Raw genomic sequence first — 17,863 nt, forward strand, 5'->3', positions numbered from 1 at the left:
CTTACGGTGAACTTAAAATAGAAACCGTCTGTCGCTACTGCTTACTTTTTTTTACTTTTACACCCCATGAGGTCTAAGCTCTTTGTCTGCCTATTTTTTACCGTTGTTTTTTGTTTTTCTCAGGAAACTGACGCCGAGGTGAAAAAATATACCATAGATGTGAGCCAGTTCTATGGTTCCATATTGTTGCATAACCCGGATATTTCCCATCTCATTAACAACCATCCCGGCGGCATAATTTTAAGTTACAATAGAAAAACCTACGGCTCCAAGGAGTGGGAAGAATTATACAATTATCCGGATTACGGTACATCGTTCATATATCAGGATATGAATAATGAGACCTTGGGAAAGAATTTTGGTGTTTATGCGCATTATAACTTCTATTTCTTAAAACGTAATGTGCAATTTAGAGTAGGGCAGGGAGTGGCATACACTACAAACCCATACGATAGGGAAACGAACTTTAGGAATAACGCCTATGGTTCGGACTTTTTAAGTTCTACCTATTTAATGCTGAATTACAATAAAGAAAGTATATTCAAAGGCCTTGGTTTCAAGGCGGGAGTCGCTGTAATTCATTATTCCAATGCTAATTTCAGAGCACCGAATACTTCCACGAACACTTTTGCATTAAATGCAGGGCTAACGTACGATTTGGATGGAGGAGCGGAGTTACCTTACTTAGAAAATGAGAACCGAGAAAAAGTTACTGAACCATTAAAATATAACCTTATCCTTCGTGGAGGAATTAATGAAAGTGATGTCATTGGTTCTGGGCAATACGGTTTTTTTATCGTATCTGGTTATGCCGATAAAAGGCTCGGTAGAAAAAGTGCGGTTCAATTTGGGGCAGATATTTTTTTCTCTAATTTTTTGAAGGAGTTAATTCGGTTTCAGGCTACCTCTTTTCCGGAGATGGAGGTGAATCTGGATGACGATTATAAACGCGTCGGATTATTTGTAGGTCATGAATTGTTCATTAATAGGATGAGCATAGTAACCCAGTTAGGATATTACGTGTATTACCCTTTCGATTTTGAAGGAAAGGTGTATAATAGAGTAGGGTTAAAGCGGTACTTTGGAGATAAAATTTTCGGTGCCGTAACGTTAAAATCTCACGGAGCTGCAGCGGAGGCTGTGGAGTTTGGTGTGGGGATTAGATTTTAAGGAAAGCGATAAGAATTTTAGATGTTAAACGGGAAAACCATTTTGGAAAAATCACTAAACTTTATGTCGAAGGGTGGTGTGTTAGTGTTTAGTGCGCTAACGCTCTTCTTTTCCTGCAATTCTGAAAATGCTCCAGATTGTTTACAAAATTCAGGAGATTTAGTACGTGTAGAAATAGCACTTCCAGATTTTGATAAAATAACGGTTTTTGAAAAAGTGGCCCTGGTCTTGAAACAAGGAGAGGAACAAAAGGTTGAAATAGAATCTGGAGAGTTTCTGTTAGAAGAAGTTAGTGCAATTGTGGAAGGAGATAGACTCATATTGCGAAACGAGAATGGATGCAACTTTTTTAGGGAATACGGGCTAACTACGGTTTATGTTACTTCCCCAGATATTATGGAGATACGAAGCAGCACTGGTCAATTGATCAGTAGTGACGGTACTTTGGATTATCCAAATTTAAATCTGTTGTCGGAAAGCTTTATAAATCCTGAAACCGAAACCACCGATGGTTCTTTCGATTTAAATTTGAACGCCATAAGGGTTAGTATTGTAGTGAACGGAATTGCCTATTTTAAGTTAAGTGGGGCGACAGAAAATTTGAATCTTAACATTGCCGCCGGAGATTCCCGAATCGAAGCTGAAAATTTGGTTAGTGAAAATGTGACCATTAATCATCGAGGTACCAATGATATGTTGGTGAATCCGCAATTGGCGATTAGGGGAATCATACGTGGCACTGGCGATGTGATTAGTTTTAGTAGGCCGGCAACGGTTGAGGTAGAAGAGATTTTCAACGGACGATTAGTATTTAGAGAATGAATCCTTTCCTCGAATATGTAAAGCATCTGTTTTCAAAGAAACCTATATGGGATAAGGATAGCGAGTTAAATAGTCTCGTAACGGTAGATGCCATACTGAAGCATTTAATTGATGATAAAAGGGTTCCCGGTTTAGCTATTACGGTACTAAAGGAAGGTGAGACTATTTTACAAAAAGGCTACGGTTATGCCAATTTGGAAAAGGGGGTGACTATAGACCCTAAGGAGACTATTTTTAGAATAGCAAGTGTTTCAAAGCCTATTGCTGCGACCGCTCTTGCACATATGGTTAAGGAAGGGCGCATTGATTTAGACCAATCTTTTTACCATTACGTTCCTTACTTTCCTAAAAAAGAATGGGATTTTACAATTCGACAATTAGCTGGTCATACTGCTGGTTTGCGCGCCTACCAAGGCATGGAATATGGATTGAATAAGCCCTACACGATCAAAGAAAGTCTTGCGATTTTTGAGAATGATGCCCTTAAGTTTCAACCTGGGACGGCCTTTCTGTATAATAGTTTTAATTGGGTATTAATTTCGCTTGCAATGCAGGAGGTCAGTGAAATTCCTTTTGAGAATTATGTGCAAGAAAAGGTTCTAAATCCATTAGGAATGACGAATACTTATGTTCCTGAACGTAAACCGAGTCAAAACCCTAAGAAAAATGATGAAGCTAAGCGTAAGGGTTGTCCTGTAGCAGACCAGGCAAAGATTACTTCTTTTTATTCTAAAAATCGGTTTGGATTTCGCCAAGCCATTGCAGTAAATAATTTTTATAAATTGGCAGGTGGGGGGTATTTGTCCACATCGGACGATATTGCAAAACTAGGTCAAGCCTATTTAGACGGTAGGGTTATGGCTAATGAAATTTTATCCCAATTTATTACTTCGGTAACCATTACCAATAAACCAACGTACTATGGATTGGGTTGGCAGGTAAGTCAAGATAAAAATGGTAGGCCCTATTATGGGCACGTTGGAAATGGTGTGGGCGGCTACGCCAATTTTTATGTGTATCCAGAGGAGCAAATGGTATTTTCGATACTTGTTAATTGTACGGACCCTAAAGTGCAAGAAGAGTTAGATGAGGTCATAGAAATACTTGTTTCAAAGGACAATGGTCCGGCATAGTAGTGAGAGTGCTTTGTATTTATTGTTTTTCCTGAAATCCTAAAAATTTACTAAACTATCTCTAATTTTATTTTTGTTTAATGAAAATATTTTAATTTTAAACAAAAATAATAATATGAAAATAGGCAAGTCACTTTTAGTATTGGTTTTAATCTCGTTTTGTTCTGCTAGTATGGTAGGACAAGAAATAACCGTTTTTCAGGGAATGTGGGGCGATGAATTTTATAAGGATAAAGAAAAAATTTCTTGGAAAGAGTTTGGAATGGCTATGGATTCTAATCCTGCTTCCGAAGTTTATTGGTCCAAATCTAAAAAGCAGTATGGAGCTACTTTTGCTGCCGCCACGGCCAATTTGGGCTTTGGAATATGGTATTTAGTAAATGATAATGCAGACAAGAGCACAACGGCCCCAATAGTTGGTTTTGCAGGGACAGCAGTAGTTGGTTCCATCTTTTATTGTTTAGCGAATAAAAACAAGAAGAATGCTATCTTGGAATTTAATGATAGTCTTGGTAAAACAACGTATAGATTAGTGCCATCACAACAAGGGATCGGTCTGGCATTAAAATTTTAATATTATCATTCCTACTTAAGTAGGCAATGGGATATGTCTTATTTTTAGGGAGCTTATAGTAAACTCCTCATTATGACAAGACATATCCCTTTTTTGTTTGTATTCCTTTCATTCATTCCATTTAATGGTTTTTCCCAGCAGGGCGTATTATTGGACGAATTGTCCAATGCCTACGCAGACGCTAGTATTCCTTTACTAAAAGAGCTTTTGGGCATACCAAATGATGCTTTTTACCCAGAAGATATCGAAAATAACGTAGGGTGGTGTGAAAAGGAATTTGGAGAAAGAGGTTTTTTAACACGGCGAATAAGTACCTCACAGGCACCGCTTCTATTGGCTGAACGAAAACACCCAAAAGCAGAAAAAACAGTATTAATTTATCTGCAGCTCGATGGTCAGCCAGTGGATAGTACACGTTGGTTTCAAGAAAACCCGTATAAACCTGTTCTGAAAAGAAAGAAAAGTAACGATGAATGGGAAGAAGTTGACTGGGATGCCGAGAATCCAATAGAAGACGATTGGCGCATCTTTGCGCGTTCTGCCAGTGATGCTAAGGGCCCTGTAGCCATGTTCTTAACCGCTCTTGATGCAGCAGCTTCCAAGAAGATAGTTCCAAACTACAATATAAAGGTTATCATGGATTTTGAGGAAGAGATGGGTTCCCCTAGACTACCCGAAGCTGTGACTATGAACGCCGAATTATTAAAAGCGGATATGTTAATCATTTTTGATGGTCCGCGTCACATTAGCAATAAACCTACCTTAACTTTTGGAGCTAGAGGCATAGCGACTATTACGCTAACTACTTATGGCCCAATTGTTCCGCAACATAGTGGTCATTTCGGTAATTACGCCCCTAATCCTGCATTACGATTGTCCAAACTATTGGCTTCAATGAAGGATGATGACGGACGGGTCATAATACCCGGATTTTATGATGGTATAGCAATTGACCCTAAGACGGAAACGGTTTTAAAGAATGTCCCTGACAATGAAGATGAAATAAAGAAAAGACTTCAGATTGTAGCTTCGGATAAAGTTGGCGCATACTATCAAGAGGCCATTCAATATCCATCGTTAAATATTAGAGGAATGCAGTCGGGCTGGATAGATGAAAAAGTACGTACCATTATACCGGGATGGGCCAGGGCGGAGCTCGATGTAAGGTTGGTGCTAGAGTCCAATCCAGAACGTTTAATACAATTGGTCAAAAGGCATATAGCTTCCCAAGGATATTATGTTACGGATACAGTTCCTACATCAGAAGAACGATTAGCACATCATAAGATAGCCACCTTCACTTCAGAGATATCGTATCAATCCTTTAGGACGGATTTTGATTCAGAAGTGGGCATATGGTTAACTAGTGCGTTGAAAAATGCTTTTGGTGAAGATCCAATACGCATTCGAATGAGTGGGGGTTCTATTCCAATAGCTCCTTTTGTAACTACTTTAGGTATTCCTGCGGTTACAGTGCCGACAGTAAATAGGGATAATAACCAACATAGTCCTAATGAAAATTTAAGAATAGGAAATTATAGGGAGGGCGTAAAAACCATGATTGCCATTCTTATGGAAAAGTTATGATTTCAATTATAAAACCACTTTTCGTCTTGTTCCAGCTGTTAATAAGAACGGTTTAGGCTTAGCTTTGCGGTTTTAAGGTTTTCGCAATAAGATGATCATTTGCGTTTGTAATTGTTGGTAAAACCTCCAGAAGCCTATGAAATCATAAAAAAAAACAATCGAACCCCGATTTTTAAATTTAATTAGTACATTAGCCAAAGTTTTATAAGAAAAATGACAAAACAATATTTCTGGAACGGTTTTACCTTTTACTTCTTTTTTAAGAGAGGAACGAGACTGTTGTAGGATATTTTAAATATAAACAATTGAAGTCTCGTGAAAAACGGGGCTTTTTTTTTGAATTCAACTCAAATATGTTTTACGGAATTTAGGTTGAATTTACCCAAAGGACAATCAATGGGTTAGTGCATAAGATTTAGATAGTAGTTAATGAGTTTAAAAATAGCCATACAGGGAGTAAAGGGTTCTAATCACCATCAGGTGGCCTTAGATTATTTTGGAGAGGATATCGACTTGGTGGAATGTCTTTCTTTTGATAGCCTAGTAGACCAGTTGTTGAATAAAACTGCTGATAAGGCCGTAATGGCCATAGAAAATTCTATTGCAGGCTCTATTATACCGAACTACGCTTTGGTTTTTAAAAATGACTTAGCCATTATTGGAGAATACTATCTTAGTATACATCATAATCTAATCGTTTATAAGGGACAGGGTTTGGAGAACGTTGAAGAAGTTCATTCACACCCAATGGCATTGCTACAGTGTAAGGAATTTTTAAAATCATATCCAAAAATTAAATTGGTAGAGGCGGTTGATACAGCAGAAACAGCGGAACGTATACAAAAATATCAGTTAAAACGTATTGCGGCCATTGCTCCCAAAGCTGCGGCAGAATTGTATGGTTTGGACATTATTGCTTCCGAAATACAGACTATTTCCAACAATTCTACAAGATTTATTATTGTTAAGACTAAAAATCCATCTGATGAATCAGCGGATAAAGAGTTGTCCAAAACGGGTATCAATAAAGCATCCTTACGTTTTATAACGGACCATAAGCGAGGTAGTTTAGCAACCGTATTGAATGTCATGAGCGATTGTAAATTGAACCTAACTAAAATTCAGTCCTTGCCCGTAATCGAAACTCCTTGGAAGTATGCGTTTTTCGTAGATGTAACTTTTACGGCGTACGAAGATTTTAGCAAGGCAAAATCATTATTGGATATTATGACGGAGGAATTCAAAGTTTTAGGAGAATATAAAAATGCCATGTTATGATACAGACGGCAGATAGATTACAGACCGTAAAGGAATATTACTTTTCTAAAAAGTTAAGGGAAGTCCGTTCGCTTATTACACAAGGCAAACCCATTATTAATATGGGGATAGGAAGCCCGGATTTAGCACCTTCAACAGCTGTGGTTGAGAGTATTCAGCAGGCAGTGTTGGATAGCGGAGCACATCAGTACCAGAGTTACCAAGGCCTACCGGAATTACGTAATGCCATAGCCTCTTTTTATGAAAATAAATTTAATGTAATTAGCGACCCCGCTACGGAAATACTTCCGTTGATGGGTTCTAAGGAAGGGATAATGCATATAAGTCTGGCATTTTTGAATGTAGGTGATGAAGTCTTGATTCCTAATCCTGGATACCCTACCTACACTTCTGTTACAAAATTGGTCGGTGCGGTTCCAAAATATTATGATCTAACGGAAACAACGAGCTGGTTTCCTAATTTAGAGGTTCTCGAAAAAGAGGATTTGACTAAGGTAAAGCTAATGTGGGTGAGCTACCCACATATGCCTACAGGAGCTAAAGGTAATAAAGAACAATTTGCTAATCTGGTTGCTTTTGCAAAACGAAATAATATTCTTTTAATAAACGATAATCCATATAGTTTTGTGCTCAATGAAACGCCTACTAGCCTACTGGAAACCAAAGGAGCAAAGGAAGTGTGTCTGGAATTAAATTCGCTTAGTAAAACTTTTAATATGGCCGGTTGGCGTGTAGGTTTTGTATTAGGCAGTGCAGACCATATCAATGCTATTTTAAAAGTAAAGAGTAATATGGATTCCGGTATGTTCTATGGGATTCAAAAAGGAGCAATAAAGGCGTTACAGAGTACGGATGACTGGTATTATGATTTAAACGATGTCTATAGAAAGCGTAGAAAATTCATCTGGCAATTGGCGGAAAAACTAGGCTGCACTTACGATACTAAAGCCGTAGGGATGTTTGTTTGGGCAAAGTTGCCAAAGACTGTTGTATCAGCGGAAAAATTTATAGATGATATACTTTATGAGAAAGATGTATTCATCACTCCAGGTACAATTTTCGGTAGTAATGGTGAAGGATATATTCGGTTTTCGCTCTGTGTGGCGGAGGAAAAGATAAAAGAGGCGATTAATAGATTTGAGTAGTGAGATATCGGAAGTGAGATAACGGAAATTCGCTTAAAATCTCTAATCCAGTAGCTATTAGCTAAAAAAATATGAACGTATTTGTAATAGGAATCGGTTTAATAGGAGGGTCTTTCGTAAAGGATATCAAGGCTAAAATGCCCGAGGTAACCATATATGGAATAGATGCCAGTGAGGCCAATCTAGAGGAGGCTTTTGCATTAAATCTAATAGATGTAAAATCTAGTTATGATGCTTTAGACCTAGCGGATTTTGTAATGGTGAGTATTCCTGTTGATGTTGCGGTAGAGGAGCTTCCTAAAATTTTGGATAAGGTAAATGAGGGGTGTGTGGTATGCGACGCCGGCTCTACAAAGGAGTTGATTTGCGATGCATTGGAAGATCATCCTAAAAGAAGGAATTTCTTGGCCTGTCATCCTATTGCAGGTACTGAATTTTCTGGACCATCTGCAGCTATAAATGGTTTGTACGATGGTAAAACGAATATTATTTGTGAAGTAGAAAAGACAGCGTTTAAATTACAGGAAAAGGCTTTGGGAATATTTCAACTATTAGGAATGAGAATTCGTTACATGAATCCCAAAGCGCATGACAAGCATATTGCTTACGTCTCCCATTTGTCACACATTAGTTCGTTTATGTTAGGAAAGACGGTTATTGAGAAGGAAAAAAATGAACGTGATATTTTTGACATGGCGGGTAGTGGATTTGAAAGTACGGTACGTTTGGCCAAAAGTTCACCAGCTATGTGGACACCTATTTTTGAACAAAATAAAGACAATGTTATAGAGACATTGGCAGAGTACATTCAAAATTTAGAACACTTCAAAAAAATGATTGAAGCAGACGATTTTGAAGGAGTTTATAATGAAATGAATAACACAAATAAGATAAAATCAATTTTAAAGGGAATACCACTAAACAAAAAGTAATGGAGAATACAAAAGAAATGAGAACATGGTTGGATGATATGGGTTTAGACCATCCACTAGTAATAGCAGGGCCGTGTAGTGCAGAAACCGAGGAACAAGTGTTGCGTATTGCGCATAGTCTTAAAGATACCGATGTTAATTATTACCGTGCAGGAATCTGGAAGCCAAGAACACGTCCGGGTAATTTTGAGGGAGTTGGAGCTTTGGGTCTAAAGTGGCTGCAGAAAGTAAAAGAAGAAACCGGTTTAAAGACAGCTACTGAAGTGGCGAACAGAGCACACGTAGAGCTTGCGTTAGAACATGACGTAGATTTGTTATGGATCGGAGCACGCTCAACGGTTAGCCCTTTTATAATGCAGGAACTGGCAGATGCTTTGGAAGGAACAGATAAAATTGTTTTAGTGAAAAATCCTGTAAATCCTGATTTAGCCCTTTGGTTAGGAGGTATTGAACGTCTCCACACAGCAGGAATCAAAAAATTAGGAGCTATTCATAGAGGCTTTTCAACCTATGAGAAGTCCAAGTACAGGAATATTCCAGAGTGGCAATTGGCGATAGAATTTCAAAACAAGTTCCCTGATTTACCATTGATAAACGATCCGTCTCATATTACAGGGAAAAGGGATATGATTTTTGACGTATCGCAGACCGCCTTAGATTTAAATTTTGATGGATTGATGATAGAGACGCACCATGACCCGGATAATGCTTGGAGTGATGCTGCCCAGCAAGTTACCCCGGAGAGGTTAGTGCAGATTATGGATGATTTGAAAATTAGAAAAGAATCCGACCCAGAGGCCGATTATAATAGTCAGTTGAGTAATCTAAGGGCGCAAATAGATGTTATTGATAATCAATTGATAGATACATTAGGTAAACGTATGAAGGTTTCTGACGGAATCGGTGGTTTAAAGAAGTCAAGAAACGTTGCTGTTCTGCAGTCAAATCGATGGAACGAGATTTTAGGTAAGATGATTTTAGAGGGGGAATCTAAAGGACTAAGCGAGGAGTTTGTTCTTAGAATGTTCAAGGCAATTCATCAAGAATCCATTAACCATCAGGAGAAAATTTTAAAAGCATAAATAAAAAAACCCCGACTTAAAAAGTCGGGATTTTTTTTACTCGATAATCGAGATTTATAATGCTCGGAGGCTTGTATCGAAATAAATGTTGGCTTTCTTTCAAATGCTTCGTAGGCTTGCCCCAAGGTAATTTACTTTTCATAAAGACATAGCTTTGCTATGCCCTGCCTACTGTTGGTAGTATTATCTCTTAAAGATGTAACGGGTAATAAAAATCCCGGAACCGTCACCTTTACCGCTATCACTTTCAACGGCACTCGTTACAAAAGCAAGGTCCCAACCTTCGGCAACCAAGGCGTTTATTTTTGAGGTGATTACCGCATCGTTTGCTGCAATGTTCTGAAAACGGATTCCTGCTATATTAAAGAAGTTCAATAATTTGGTTTCGTCAAAATCTTTTACCCTGATTTCACCTCTTTTTGACTTGTTTCGGGTGTTGTCATCTTCTGTTTGAGTTGATGTGAATTCGGTATAATCTTTTTTCTCGTTTCCGTCAATAATCCTTGAACGGCCTAGCCCACTGGACACTATAGATTCTACACTTGTAATGACTTTGTATTCTTGAGCATTCATTTCAAAAGTACATGCTAACGCTACAAAAGTGATAAAAACAAATTTTTTCATAAGGGTGAATTGGTTTAAATGATTAAAAGAATTAAAACTATTGCTTAACACAACGGGCATAAAATTATAAAATTGTTTCTTTGTTGTTCTAGCGCTGGAAATCTAGCAAACTAAATGAAGGGAACGGTATATAAATCTACAGGAAGTTGGTACTACGTAAAATCCGAGAATGGAGATTTTTACGAATGCAGGATTAAGGGCAAGTTTCGAATAAAGGGAATAAAAAGCACCAATCCTATCGCTGTAGGGGACGAGGTTCATTTTGAGGTAGAGACCATTGGGGATGATACCGTAGGTATTATACATAAAATAGCGGACCGTAAGAATTATATTATTCGAAAGTCTGTGAACCTATCCAAACAGACCCATATTATAGCATCGAACCTGGACCAGGTTTTTCTATTGGTAACATTGAATAACCCAACTACTTATCCCGTTTTTATAGATCGCTTTTTAGTCACTGCCCAGGCATATGACATACCTGTTACGCTCTTGTTCAATAAGGTGGATAGCTACAATGAAGACGAACTGGGGGAGGTAAAGTATTTAGCGGCCTTATACCGTAAAATTGGTTACGACTGTATTGGTATCTCTGCTAAAACCGGTAAGAATATCGATAAGGTAAAAGTGATGATGAGCGGAAAGACCTCTATGTTTTCCGGTCATTCCGGAGTAGGCAAGTCCACATTGGTAAACGCCATCGAACCCAATCTAGATATAAAGACCAAAAAAATATCGGAACAACATATGCAAGGGCAGCATACCACAACTTTTGCGGAGATGTACGACTTAACTTTTGACGCCCGTATTATTGACACGCCGGGCATAAAGGGGTTTGGAATCGTAGATATGGAGGCAGAGGAGATAGGGGATTACTTTCCAGAATTTTTTGAATTGAAACAACACTGTAAGTTCAATAATTGTATACATACGGATGAACCCAAATGTGCCGTTAAAAAGGCTTTGGAGGAAGAGGAAGTAGCATGGAGTAGATACAATAGTTACCTGCAAATGATTAAGGGTGAGGATGAAAATTACCGAGTAGATATACATGACGAGAAGAAATGAGAATAGTTTTACAACGTGTTTCAGAAGCTAGTGTAACGGTAGATGAGAAAACCATATCCTCAATAGGAAAAGGGCTTCTTGTATTACTTGGAATAACAGCGAATGACGATTTCAAGGATAGTACCTGGCTTGTTAATAAGATTGCCAATCTGCGCATTTTTAATGATGAAGCCGGTGTCATGAATAAATCCATACTGGATGTTGAAGGAGATGTTATTGTGGTAAGTCAGTTTACGCTCTTTGCCTCTACTAAAAAAGGAAATAGACCTAGTTATATAAAAGCGGCCAAGCCTGATATTGCAATTCCTTTATATGAGTCCTTTGTCTCACAAATAGAGGATGCCTTAGGCAAAAAGGTAGGAACAGGTATATTTGGTGCAGATATGAAAGTGGGCTTAGTAAATGATGGCCCAGTGACCATAACAATAGATTCTCAAAACAAAGAGTAGTACAAAAAAGTTATCTTTTTTGTAAGAAAATGTAGTATTTTGACGTTGTATATTTCCATTAACATCAACAATGCGCATACATTTATTTTATTTTTTAATCTTAAGTAGTTTATTTTTCTATCCCCAAAACAGCGATTACCATTTTGATACTTTACCGGATAAACTTAAAGAAAATGCCAATGCTGTAGTACGTTTGGATAAAATGATTATCAATGTTGAAGCTATTGATAGAATGGAATATGGTATCGAACAGGTAATTACTGTCTTAAATAATAAGGGTGACAGGTATAGTAAAACCAGAATTCCATTTGATAAGGAGACCAAAATAAAAAATGTAAATATCCATATATACGATAAATTCGGAAACGAAATTGAGCGCATAAAAAAGAAAGATTTTCAGGATTTAAGTGCTGTGGATGGATTTTCTTTATATACGGACAATAGACTTTTATATCATAAGTATACACCTACCGGTTACCCTTATACCATCGCAACTTCTTTTAGCATAGAAACATCGGATACTGCATTTTTTCCACCATGGTATTTTCTGTCTGATTACTTGGTGAGTGTTGAGAAAAGTCATTACGAAATACGTTATGCTTCAGAGGATTTAAAACCAGAGGTCAAGGAATATAATCTTGATAAAACTAGCGTTTATAAAATGGATGACCCTGGAAAGCTAATGTATACCGCTCAAAATATCCCCGCATTCAAATATGAGATGCTCGGACCGTCTTTTAGGGATGTTATGCCAAGACTTTCTTTACGATTGAAAAAGTTTCACCTTAAAGGGGAAAAGGCAGAAGTTAATAGTTGGGAAGAGATGGGAACTTGGATGAACAACTCATTGTTGAAAAATGGATTTGAGTTACCAATAGAGACAGTGAATAAAGCTAAAAGTTTAGTCAATGGTATAAACGATGATTTAGAAAAGGCAAAAGTCATTTATAAATATGTTCAGGATAATACCAGATATATAAGTGTTCAAATAGGGATTGGTGGATGGAAACCTATTAGTGCCATAGATGTTGATAAAGTAAAATATGGAGATTGTAAAGGGCTGTCAAATTATACATATGCATTATTGAAAGCTGTTGGTGTGGAATCTTATTATACAGTAATTCAAGCAGGAAAAAGAAAAGTGGATTTTGATGCTGATTTTCCGGCATTACAAGGTAATCATGCCATACTAATGATACCATATGACAATAAATATTATTGGATAGATTGCACATCTCAAGTAAACCCATTCGGTTTTGTGGGGGACTTTACGGACGATAGGTTGGCTTTAGTGGTTACCCCTGATGGTGGTAAAATAATTAATACTGTCGCATATACTAATGAACAGAATTATCAAAAAACCAATGCGGAATATAGTATCGATACAAAAGGAGCTATTTCCGCAAATATAAATATCGGTACGGAAGGAGTTCAATATGATAACCGTTTTTATTTGGAGGATGAAAAACAAGAAGATATCGTAAAATATTATAAGGATTATTGGAGCAACATAAATAATTTGACCTTAGAAAAGAATCAATTTTTAAATGATATGGATAAGGTGAAATTTAAAGAAGAAGTTTCTATATCGGCTACCGATTATGGAACCAAAAGCGGTGAACGTATGCTGTTCGTAGTAAATGCTTTTGATAAAAACACCTATGTTCCTGATAGGTATAGGAACAGGAAAATGCCTTTAGAGATACAGCGAGGATATTTGGATGAAGCCGAGTTTAAAATTAACCTTCCGTTAGAATATGGTATTGAATCAATGCCTTCAGACAAAATCATTGAAAATGAATTTGGCCATTACCGAGCTACTTACGAGTATAATGAAACCAAAAAGACACTTTTATTCAAGAAAAGCATGCTAATTAAAGAAGGAAAGTATTCAAAAGAAAAATATAAAGAATATAGAAGTTTTAGAAAGGAAATTGCAAATGCAGAAAACGCTAAAGTTGTTTTACTGAACACTTCAAAATAATACAATAACCAACCATCAAAATTATGCTCAAGCAGATTATCACTTTTACTTTTTTGTTTACAGTTTTCTTTATAAAAGCCCAGAATTACAAATTTGGTAAAGTTTCTAAGGAGGAACTTACCGAGAAAGTTTACGCAAAAGATTCTTCGGCGTTTGCGGCTGTGCTTTATAGAAATATTAGCATTTCCTATGATTACGTGCAATCAGCAGGTTTTCAGGTAATTACTAATGTCCATGAACGTGTTAAAATCTATAATAAAGATGGTTTCGATTATGGCACTATTGCAGAGCGTTTATATCAATCCAACAACGGGGATGAAAGCCTATCTGGTTTGAAGGCGTATACTTATAATTTAGAAAACGGAGCTATTGTTAAAACGAAACTGAAAAATTCGGATACTTTTTCAAATGAACTCTCTAAATACTATAAAGAGGAAAAGTTTACCATGCCCAACCTCAAAGAGGGAAGTGTTATAGAGTATACATATAAGTTAGTTTCTCCTTTTTCATATTCCATAGATGAAATAGTTATGCAGTATGATATACCCATTAAAAAACAAGAGATTAAAATTGGGATACCGGAATATTATTCGTTCAAAAAAAATATAAAGGGATACTTAACTCTTAATCCTGTACAGAACTCTAGATCTAAGAAAATAAACTTTACAAATAGAGCTAGAACGGGAAACAGCTTAACTTCATCTTCCGGCACCTCATACAGCACAAGTTCGGTCGATTATAGTGTAATTATAGATGAATATAATATGGTAAATGTCCCCGCTTTGAAAGAAGAACCGTATGTAAATAGCATGAACAACTACAGGTCAACCATAAATTATGAAATTCAATATGTAAGGTTCCCTAATGAAATAGGAAAGAGTTATGCCACTACTTGGGAGAGTGTCGTAAAAACTATCTATGACAGTGATAATTTTGGAAGGCAATTGGATTATAAAGGCTACTTTAAGGATGACTTAGCTTTGGTCCTCAAGGGAAAGACTAATGAGGCAGAAAGGGCATTGGCTATTTTTTCATTTGTACAGCAGCGAATGAGTTGGAATGATTACATCGGAAAATATACGGACGAAGGTGTCAAGAGTGCCTACAAGAAAAAGTCTGGAAGTGTTGCCGACATTAATTTAATATTGGTCGCAATGTTAAAAGAGGCCGATCTTAATGCAAATCCGGTTTTAATAAGTACAAGAAATAATGGCGTTCCTATGTTCCCCACTAGAGATGGTTTTAACTATGTGGCCGCTTCAGTTAAGTTAAATGGAGAAGTTATATTGTTAGATGCTTGCAACAAGTTTACGGAGCCTAATATACTACCTACTATGGCTGTAAACTGGTTTGGCAGGTTAATTGAAGAAGATGGTTCCGCGTCCATGGTTCAGGTAGTACCCAATAAAGTTTCCAAAAAAACGATTACTTTAAATATAAATCTTAAAGCAAATGGAGATATAGAAGGCAAAGAAAGAGAAACATATTCTTCTTATTATGCTTATTTGTTCCGGGATAAAAATCATGGGGTTAGTGAGGATGATTATTTGGAAAAGAAAGAAAATAATACCAATGGAATGGAAATTTCCAATTATGAAATAAAAAACAAAGATATATTAGGAAAGAACATCGTGGAGAGTTTTGATTTTTTTATGGAAAATCAATCCGATGTTCTGGGAGATAAAATATATTTTTCACCATTATTCTTTAAAGTCGAGAAAGAAAATCCTTTTAAGTTGGAAAAACGGGACTATCCTATTGATTTTGTTTTTCCATGGCAAGAGCGATTTATGATTAATATTAAAATCCCAGAAGGATACGAAATCACTTCCGTACCAGAAAATCTTCGGTTGGCCTTGCCAAATCAAGCAGGTGGTTTCATATATAATGTTATTAAAACCGATTCTGGAATACAACTTATGGTAGATGTGAAAATAAATCAAGCTATAATTCCTCCCCATGAATATTATAGTATTAAAGAATTGTATAAAAACATTATTGAAAAAGAGACAGAAAAGGTAGTCTTGTCCAAAGTATAATTTGTGAGTAAAAACGCACTCCTTTCAACAGCCTTCTTTTTCTTGTGCCTCTCTATTTTAGGACAAGATAAAATTGAGTTTGGCAAGCTTTCTCCACGAGAGAGGATATTTAGTGTTTATGAAAATGACACTACGGCTACTGCTATTTATCTCTATGAGAATGGCGATAATTATTTTGAAGTAAGGGACAATTATATTTGGCTCATAAAGAAGTATCATGCCAAAATAAAAATTTTGGATAAGAAGGGTTTTGATTATGCCAATATTAGTATTCCATATTATCGTTCAGAAAAAAGAGCAGAAAAAGTAAACAAAATACGGGCGATAACGCATAACGGAATAACAAAAAGAAGCATAAAGAAAGAAGAGATCTTTGATGTAAATACAAGTGAACGTTGGTCTGAAAAAAGATTTACTTTTCCAGATATTAAGGAGGGCTCCATTTTAGAATATGCTTACGAAGTACAGTCTCCTTTTCATTTTAATCTTACTGGATGGGAGTTTCAGGCAGATATTCCTAAAGTTTATACCGAATACAATGCGAAAATTCCCGGTAATTGGTCCTATAACAGAAGTTTAATGGGTGAAATTAGTTTAAATATCAATGAAGCTTCACTTGAAAAATCTTGTTTCTCAGTTCCAGGGATTAGTGCTATTGCAGACTGCGAGGTGCTTAAATATGCAATGCAAGATGTTCCTGCTTTTAAAGATACTGAACGTTTTATGTTAGCCAGCAGAAACTATCGTTCTAAAATAGAGTTTGAACTATCAGAGTATAACAGTTTTCGAGGAGATAAGAAAAGGTTTACTAAATCTTGGGAAGATGTTGATCAAGAGTTTAAGTCAGATAGGGATATAGGACGTCAACTACATAAAAAAGGATTCTTTGAGAAAAACGTTCCTTTAGATTTATTGAACGAGGGAGAACCATTTAACCGAGCTAAAAATATTTATGATTTTGTAAAAAAACACTATACATGGGATAAGGAATATGGGCTTTGGAAAAATAATAGGGTAAAAGACGCTTTTGATAAAAAAGTAGGCAATGCAGCAGAAATTAATATGACGCTTATTAATCTCCTTAATAGTGCAGGTCTAAAAGCAAACATGGTTTTATTGGGTACTAGAGATAGAGGTTTGCCTAAAAGAACGCATCCTGTAATGACAGATTTTAATTATGTAGTAGCGAAAGTCGACATTGATGATAAATCGTATTTGTTAGATGCTACCAACAAAAACACCCCTTTCGGTATGTTGCCTTTTAGATGTCTCAATTATGTGGGGCGCGTTATGGATTTTAAAGAAGATAGTTACTGGTATGATATTCTTCCCGAAGGAAAAAATAAGCAAGCAATAAGAGCTAAGTTAGAGATTGATGCTGAAAATGATAAATTAAAAGGACAATTTGACTTCCTTAATTCAGGGTATTTTTCTATTTCACAAAGAAATATGCTTCAGGCCAATACGGAAGAGGAATACTTGGAAAATTTGGAGCAAGAAGCAATAGCAGATTTTAGTATTACTAACTATGAACTAAAAGAGAAGTATTCAAATGAAAAGAAATTAGCGGAACGTTTCGAATTTGAAATGGACCGGTCTTTTCAAGAGGATAACATTTATCTTAATCCAATTTTTATATCTTTTTTTGATAGTAATCCTTTTAAAGCTCCAAATAGAAATTATCCTATAGATTTTGGTTATCGGAGAAATTACACTTTTTCATCGAATATTGTAATTCCAGAAGAATATACCATTAAAACAATTCCTAAATCGGAAAATTATTCACTACCGGATAACGGAGGTATTTTAAGATTTGAGGTTCGAAAAAATGATATTGGTTCTATTGATATATTTTTCGATTTTAGACTAAATCGTACGCAATATAACAAGGATACTTATGAATCTATTAAAGGTTTATTTGCTAAGGCAGTACAGATTCAAACCCAGTCCTTAATTGTTTTGGAAAAGGGTTAACC

At 36.3% G+C, this 17,863-nt stretch carries 15 protein-coding genes; 14 read left to right on the forward strand and 1 reads right to left on the reverse strand.

What is annotated here, in order from left to right:
* Window positions 1-66: 66 nt before the first annotated feature.
* The 9 genes from SJY09_RS00410 (at window position 67) to SJY09_RS00450 (ending at window position 9,723) form a co-directional block, all read left to right on the forward strand.
* Complete coding sequence (locus SJY09_RS00410; RefSeq protein WP_396637005.1) at window positions 67-1,170, forward strand: acyloxyacyl hydrolase; 1,104 nt, start codon at window positions 67-69, stop codon at window positions 1,168-1,170.
* A 42-nt stretch (window positions 1,171-1,212) separates the two neighbouring features.
* Window positions 1,213-1,992: a head GIN domain-containing protein gene (locus SJY09_RS00415; protein ID WP_396637006.1), complete on the forward strand. Its 780-nt coding sequence runs from the start codon at window positions 1,213-1,215 to the stop codon at window positions 1,990-1,992.
* Window positions 1,989-3,125, forward strand: a complete 1,137-nt coding sequence (locus tag SJY09_RS00420; RefSeq protein ID WP_396637007.1) for a serine hydrolase domain-containing protein — start codon at window positions 1,989-1,991, stop codon at window positions 3,123-3,125. Before SJY09_RS00415 ends, SJY09_RS00420 begins: the two co-directional genes overlap by 4 nt.
* A gap of 115 nt (window positions 3,126-3,240) precedes the next feature.
* Window positions 3,241-3,699 carry a hypothetical protein gene (locus tag SJY09_RS00425; RefSeq protein WP_396637008.1) on the forward strand — a complete coding sequence of 153 codons (459 nt, stop codon included), beginning with the start codon at window positions 3,241-3,243 and terminating at the stop codon, window positions 3,697-3,699.
* 72 nt (window positions 3,700-3,771) lie between these two features.
* Window positions 3,772-5,286, forward strand: a complete 1,515-nt coding sequence (locus tag SJY09_RS00430) for a M20/M25/M40 family metallo-hydrolase (protein WP_396637009.1) — start codon at window positions 3,772-3,774, stop codon at window positions 5,284-5,286.
* 429 nt (window positions 5,287-5,715) lie between these two features.
* Window positions 5,716-6,564 (forward strand): prephenate dehydratase, encoded by an 849-nt coding sequence (locus tag SJY09_RS00435; RefSeq protein WP_396637010.1) that lies wholly within the window; start codon window positions 5,716-5,718, stop codon window positions 6,562-6,564.
* Entirely contained in the window at window positions 6,561-7,709 is a 1,149-nt protein-coding gene (locus tag SJY09_RS00440; protein ID WP_396637011.1) for a pyridoxal phosphate-dependent aminotransferase, read from the forward strand. The genes SJY09_RS00435 and SJY09_RS00440 overlap by 4 nt, the downstream gene beginning before the upstream one ends.
* Before the next feature lie 71 nt (window positions 7,710-7,780).
* Entirely contained in the window at window positions 7,781-8,641 is an 861-nt protein-coding gene (locus tag SJY09_RS00445; RefSeq protein ID WP_396637012.1) for a prephenate dehydrogenase, read from the forward strand.
* Window positions 8,641-9,723 (forward strand): chorismate mutase, encoded by a 1,083-nt coding sequence (locus tag SJY09_RS00450; protein WP_396637013.1) that lies wholly within the window; start codon window positions 8,641-8,643, stop codon window positions 9,721-9,723. The genes SJY09_RS00445 and SJY09_RS00450 overlap by 1 nt, the downstream gene beginning before the upstream one ends.
* Before the next feature lie 183 nt (window positions 9,724-9,906).
* Here the strand turns inward: SJY09_RS00450 and SJY09_RS00455 are convergent, their stop codons facing one another.
* Entirely contained in the window at window positions 9,907-10,347 is a 441-nt protein-coding gene (locus SJY09_RS00455; RefSeq protein ID WP_396637014.1) for a hypothetical protein, read from the reverse strand.
* Between the two features lie 114 nt (window positions 10,348-10,461).
* On the opposite strand from SJY09_RS00455, the gene rsgA reads away from it, so the two are divergent.
* The 5 genes from rsgA to SJY09_RS00480 all read left to right on the forward strand — a co-directional run bounded on the left by rsgA (window position 10,462) and on the right by SJY09_RS00480 (window position 17,861).
* Entirely contained in the window at window positions 10,462-11,415 is a 954-nt protein-coding gene (gene rsgA / locus SJY09_RS00460; protein ID WP_396637015.1) for a ribosome small subunit-dependent GTPase A, read from the forward strand.
* Window positions 11,412-11,864 carry a D-aminoacyl-tRNA deacylase gene (dtd, locus tag SJY09_RS00465; protein WP_396637016.1) on the forward strand — a complete coding sequence of 151 codons (453 nt, stop codon included), beginning with the start codon at window positions 11,412-11,414 and terminating at the stop codon, window positions 11,862-11,864. The genes rsgA and dtd overlap by 4 nt, the downstream gene beginning before the upstream one ends.
* A 70-nt stretch (window positions 11,865-11,934) precedes the next feature.
* Window positions 11,935-13,848, forward strand: a complete 1,914-nt coding sequence (locus tag SJY09_RS00470; RefSeq protein WP_396637017.1) for a DUF3857 domain-containing transglutaminase family protein — start codon at window positions 11,935-11,937, stop codon at window positions 13,846-13,848.
* A 23-nt stretch (window positions 13,849-13,871) separates the two neighbouring features.
* The gene (locus tag SJY09_RS00475) at window positions 13,872-15,887 is read left to right on the forward strand and encodes a DUF3857 domain-containing protein (protein WP_396637018.1); all 2,016 of its coding nucleotides are present in this window, start codon (window positions 13,872-13,874) and stop codon (window positions 15,885-15,887) included.
* A 3-nt stretch (window positions 15,888-15,890) separates the two neighbouring features.
* Entirely contained in the window at window positions 15,891-17,861 is a 1,971-nt protein-coding gene (locus tag SJY09_RS00480; protein ID WP_396637019.1) for a DUF3857 domain-containing protein, read from the forward strand.
* Window positions 17,862-17,863 lie beyond the last annotated feature (2 nt).

It is taken from the genome of Maribacter sp. R77961 (genome assembly GCF_044594925.1).
Classification (GTDB): domain Bacteria; phylum Bacteroidota; class Bacteroidia; order Flavobacteriales; family Flavobacteriaceae; genus Maribacter.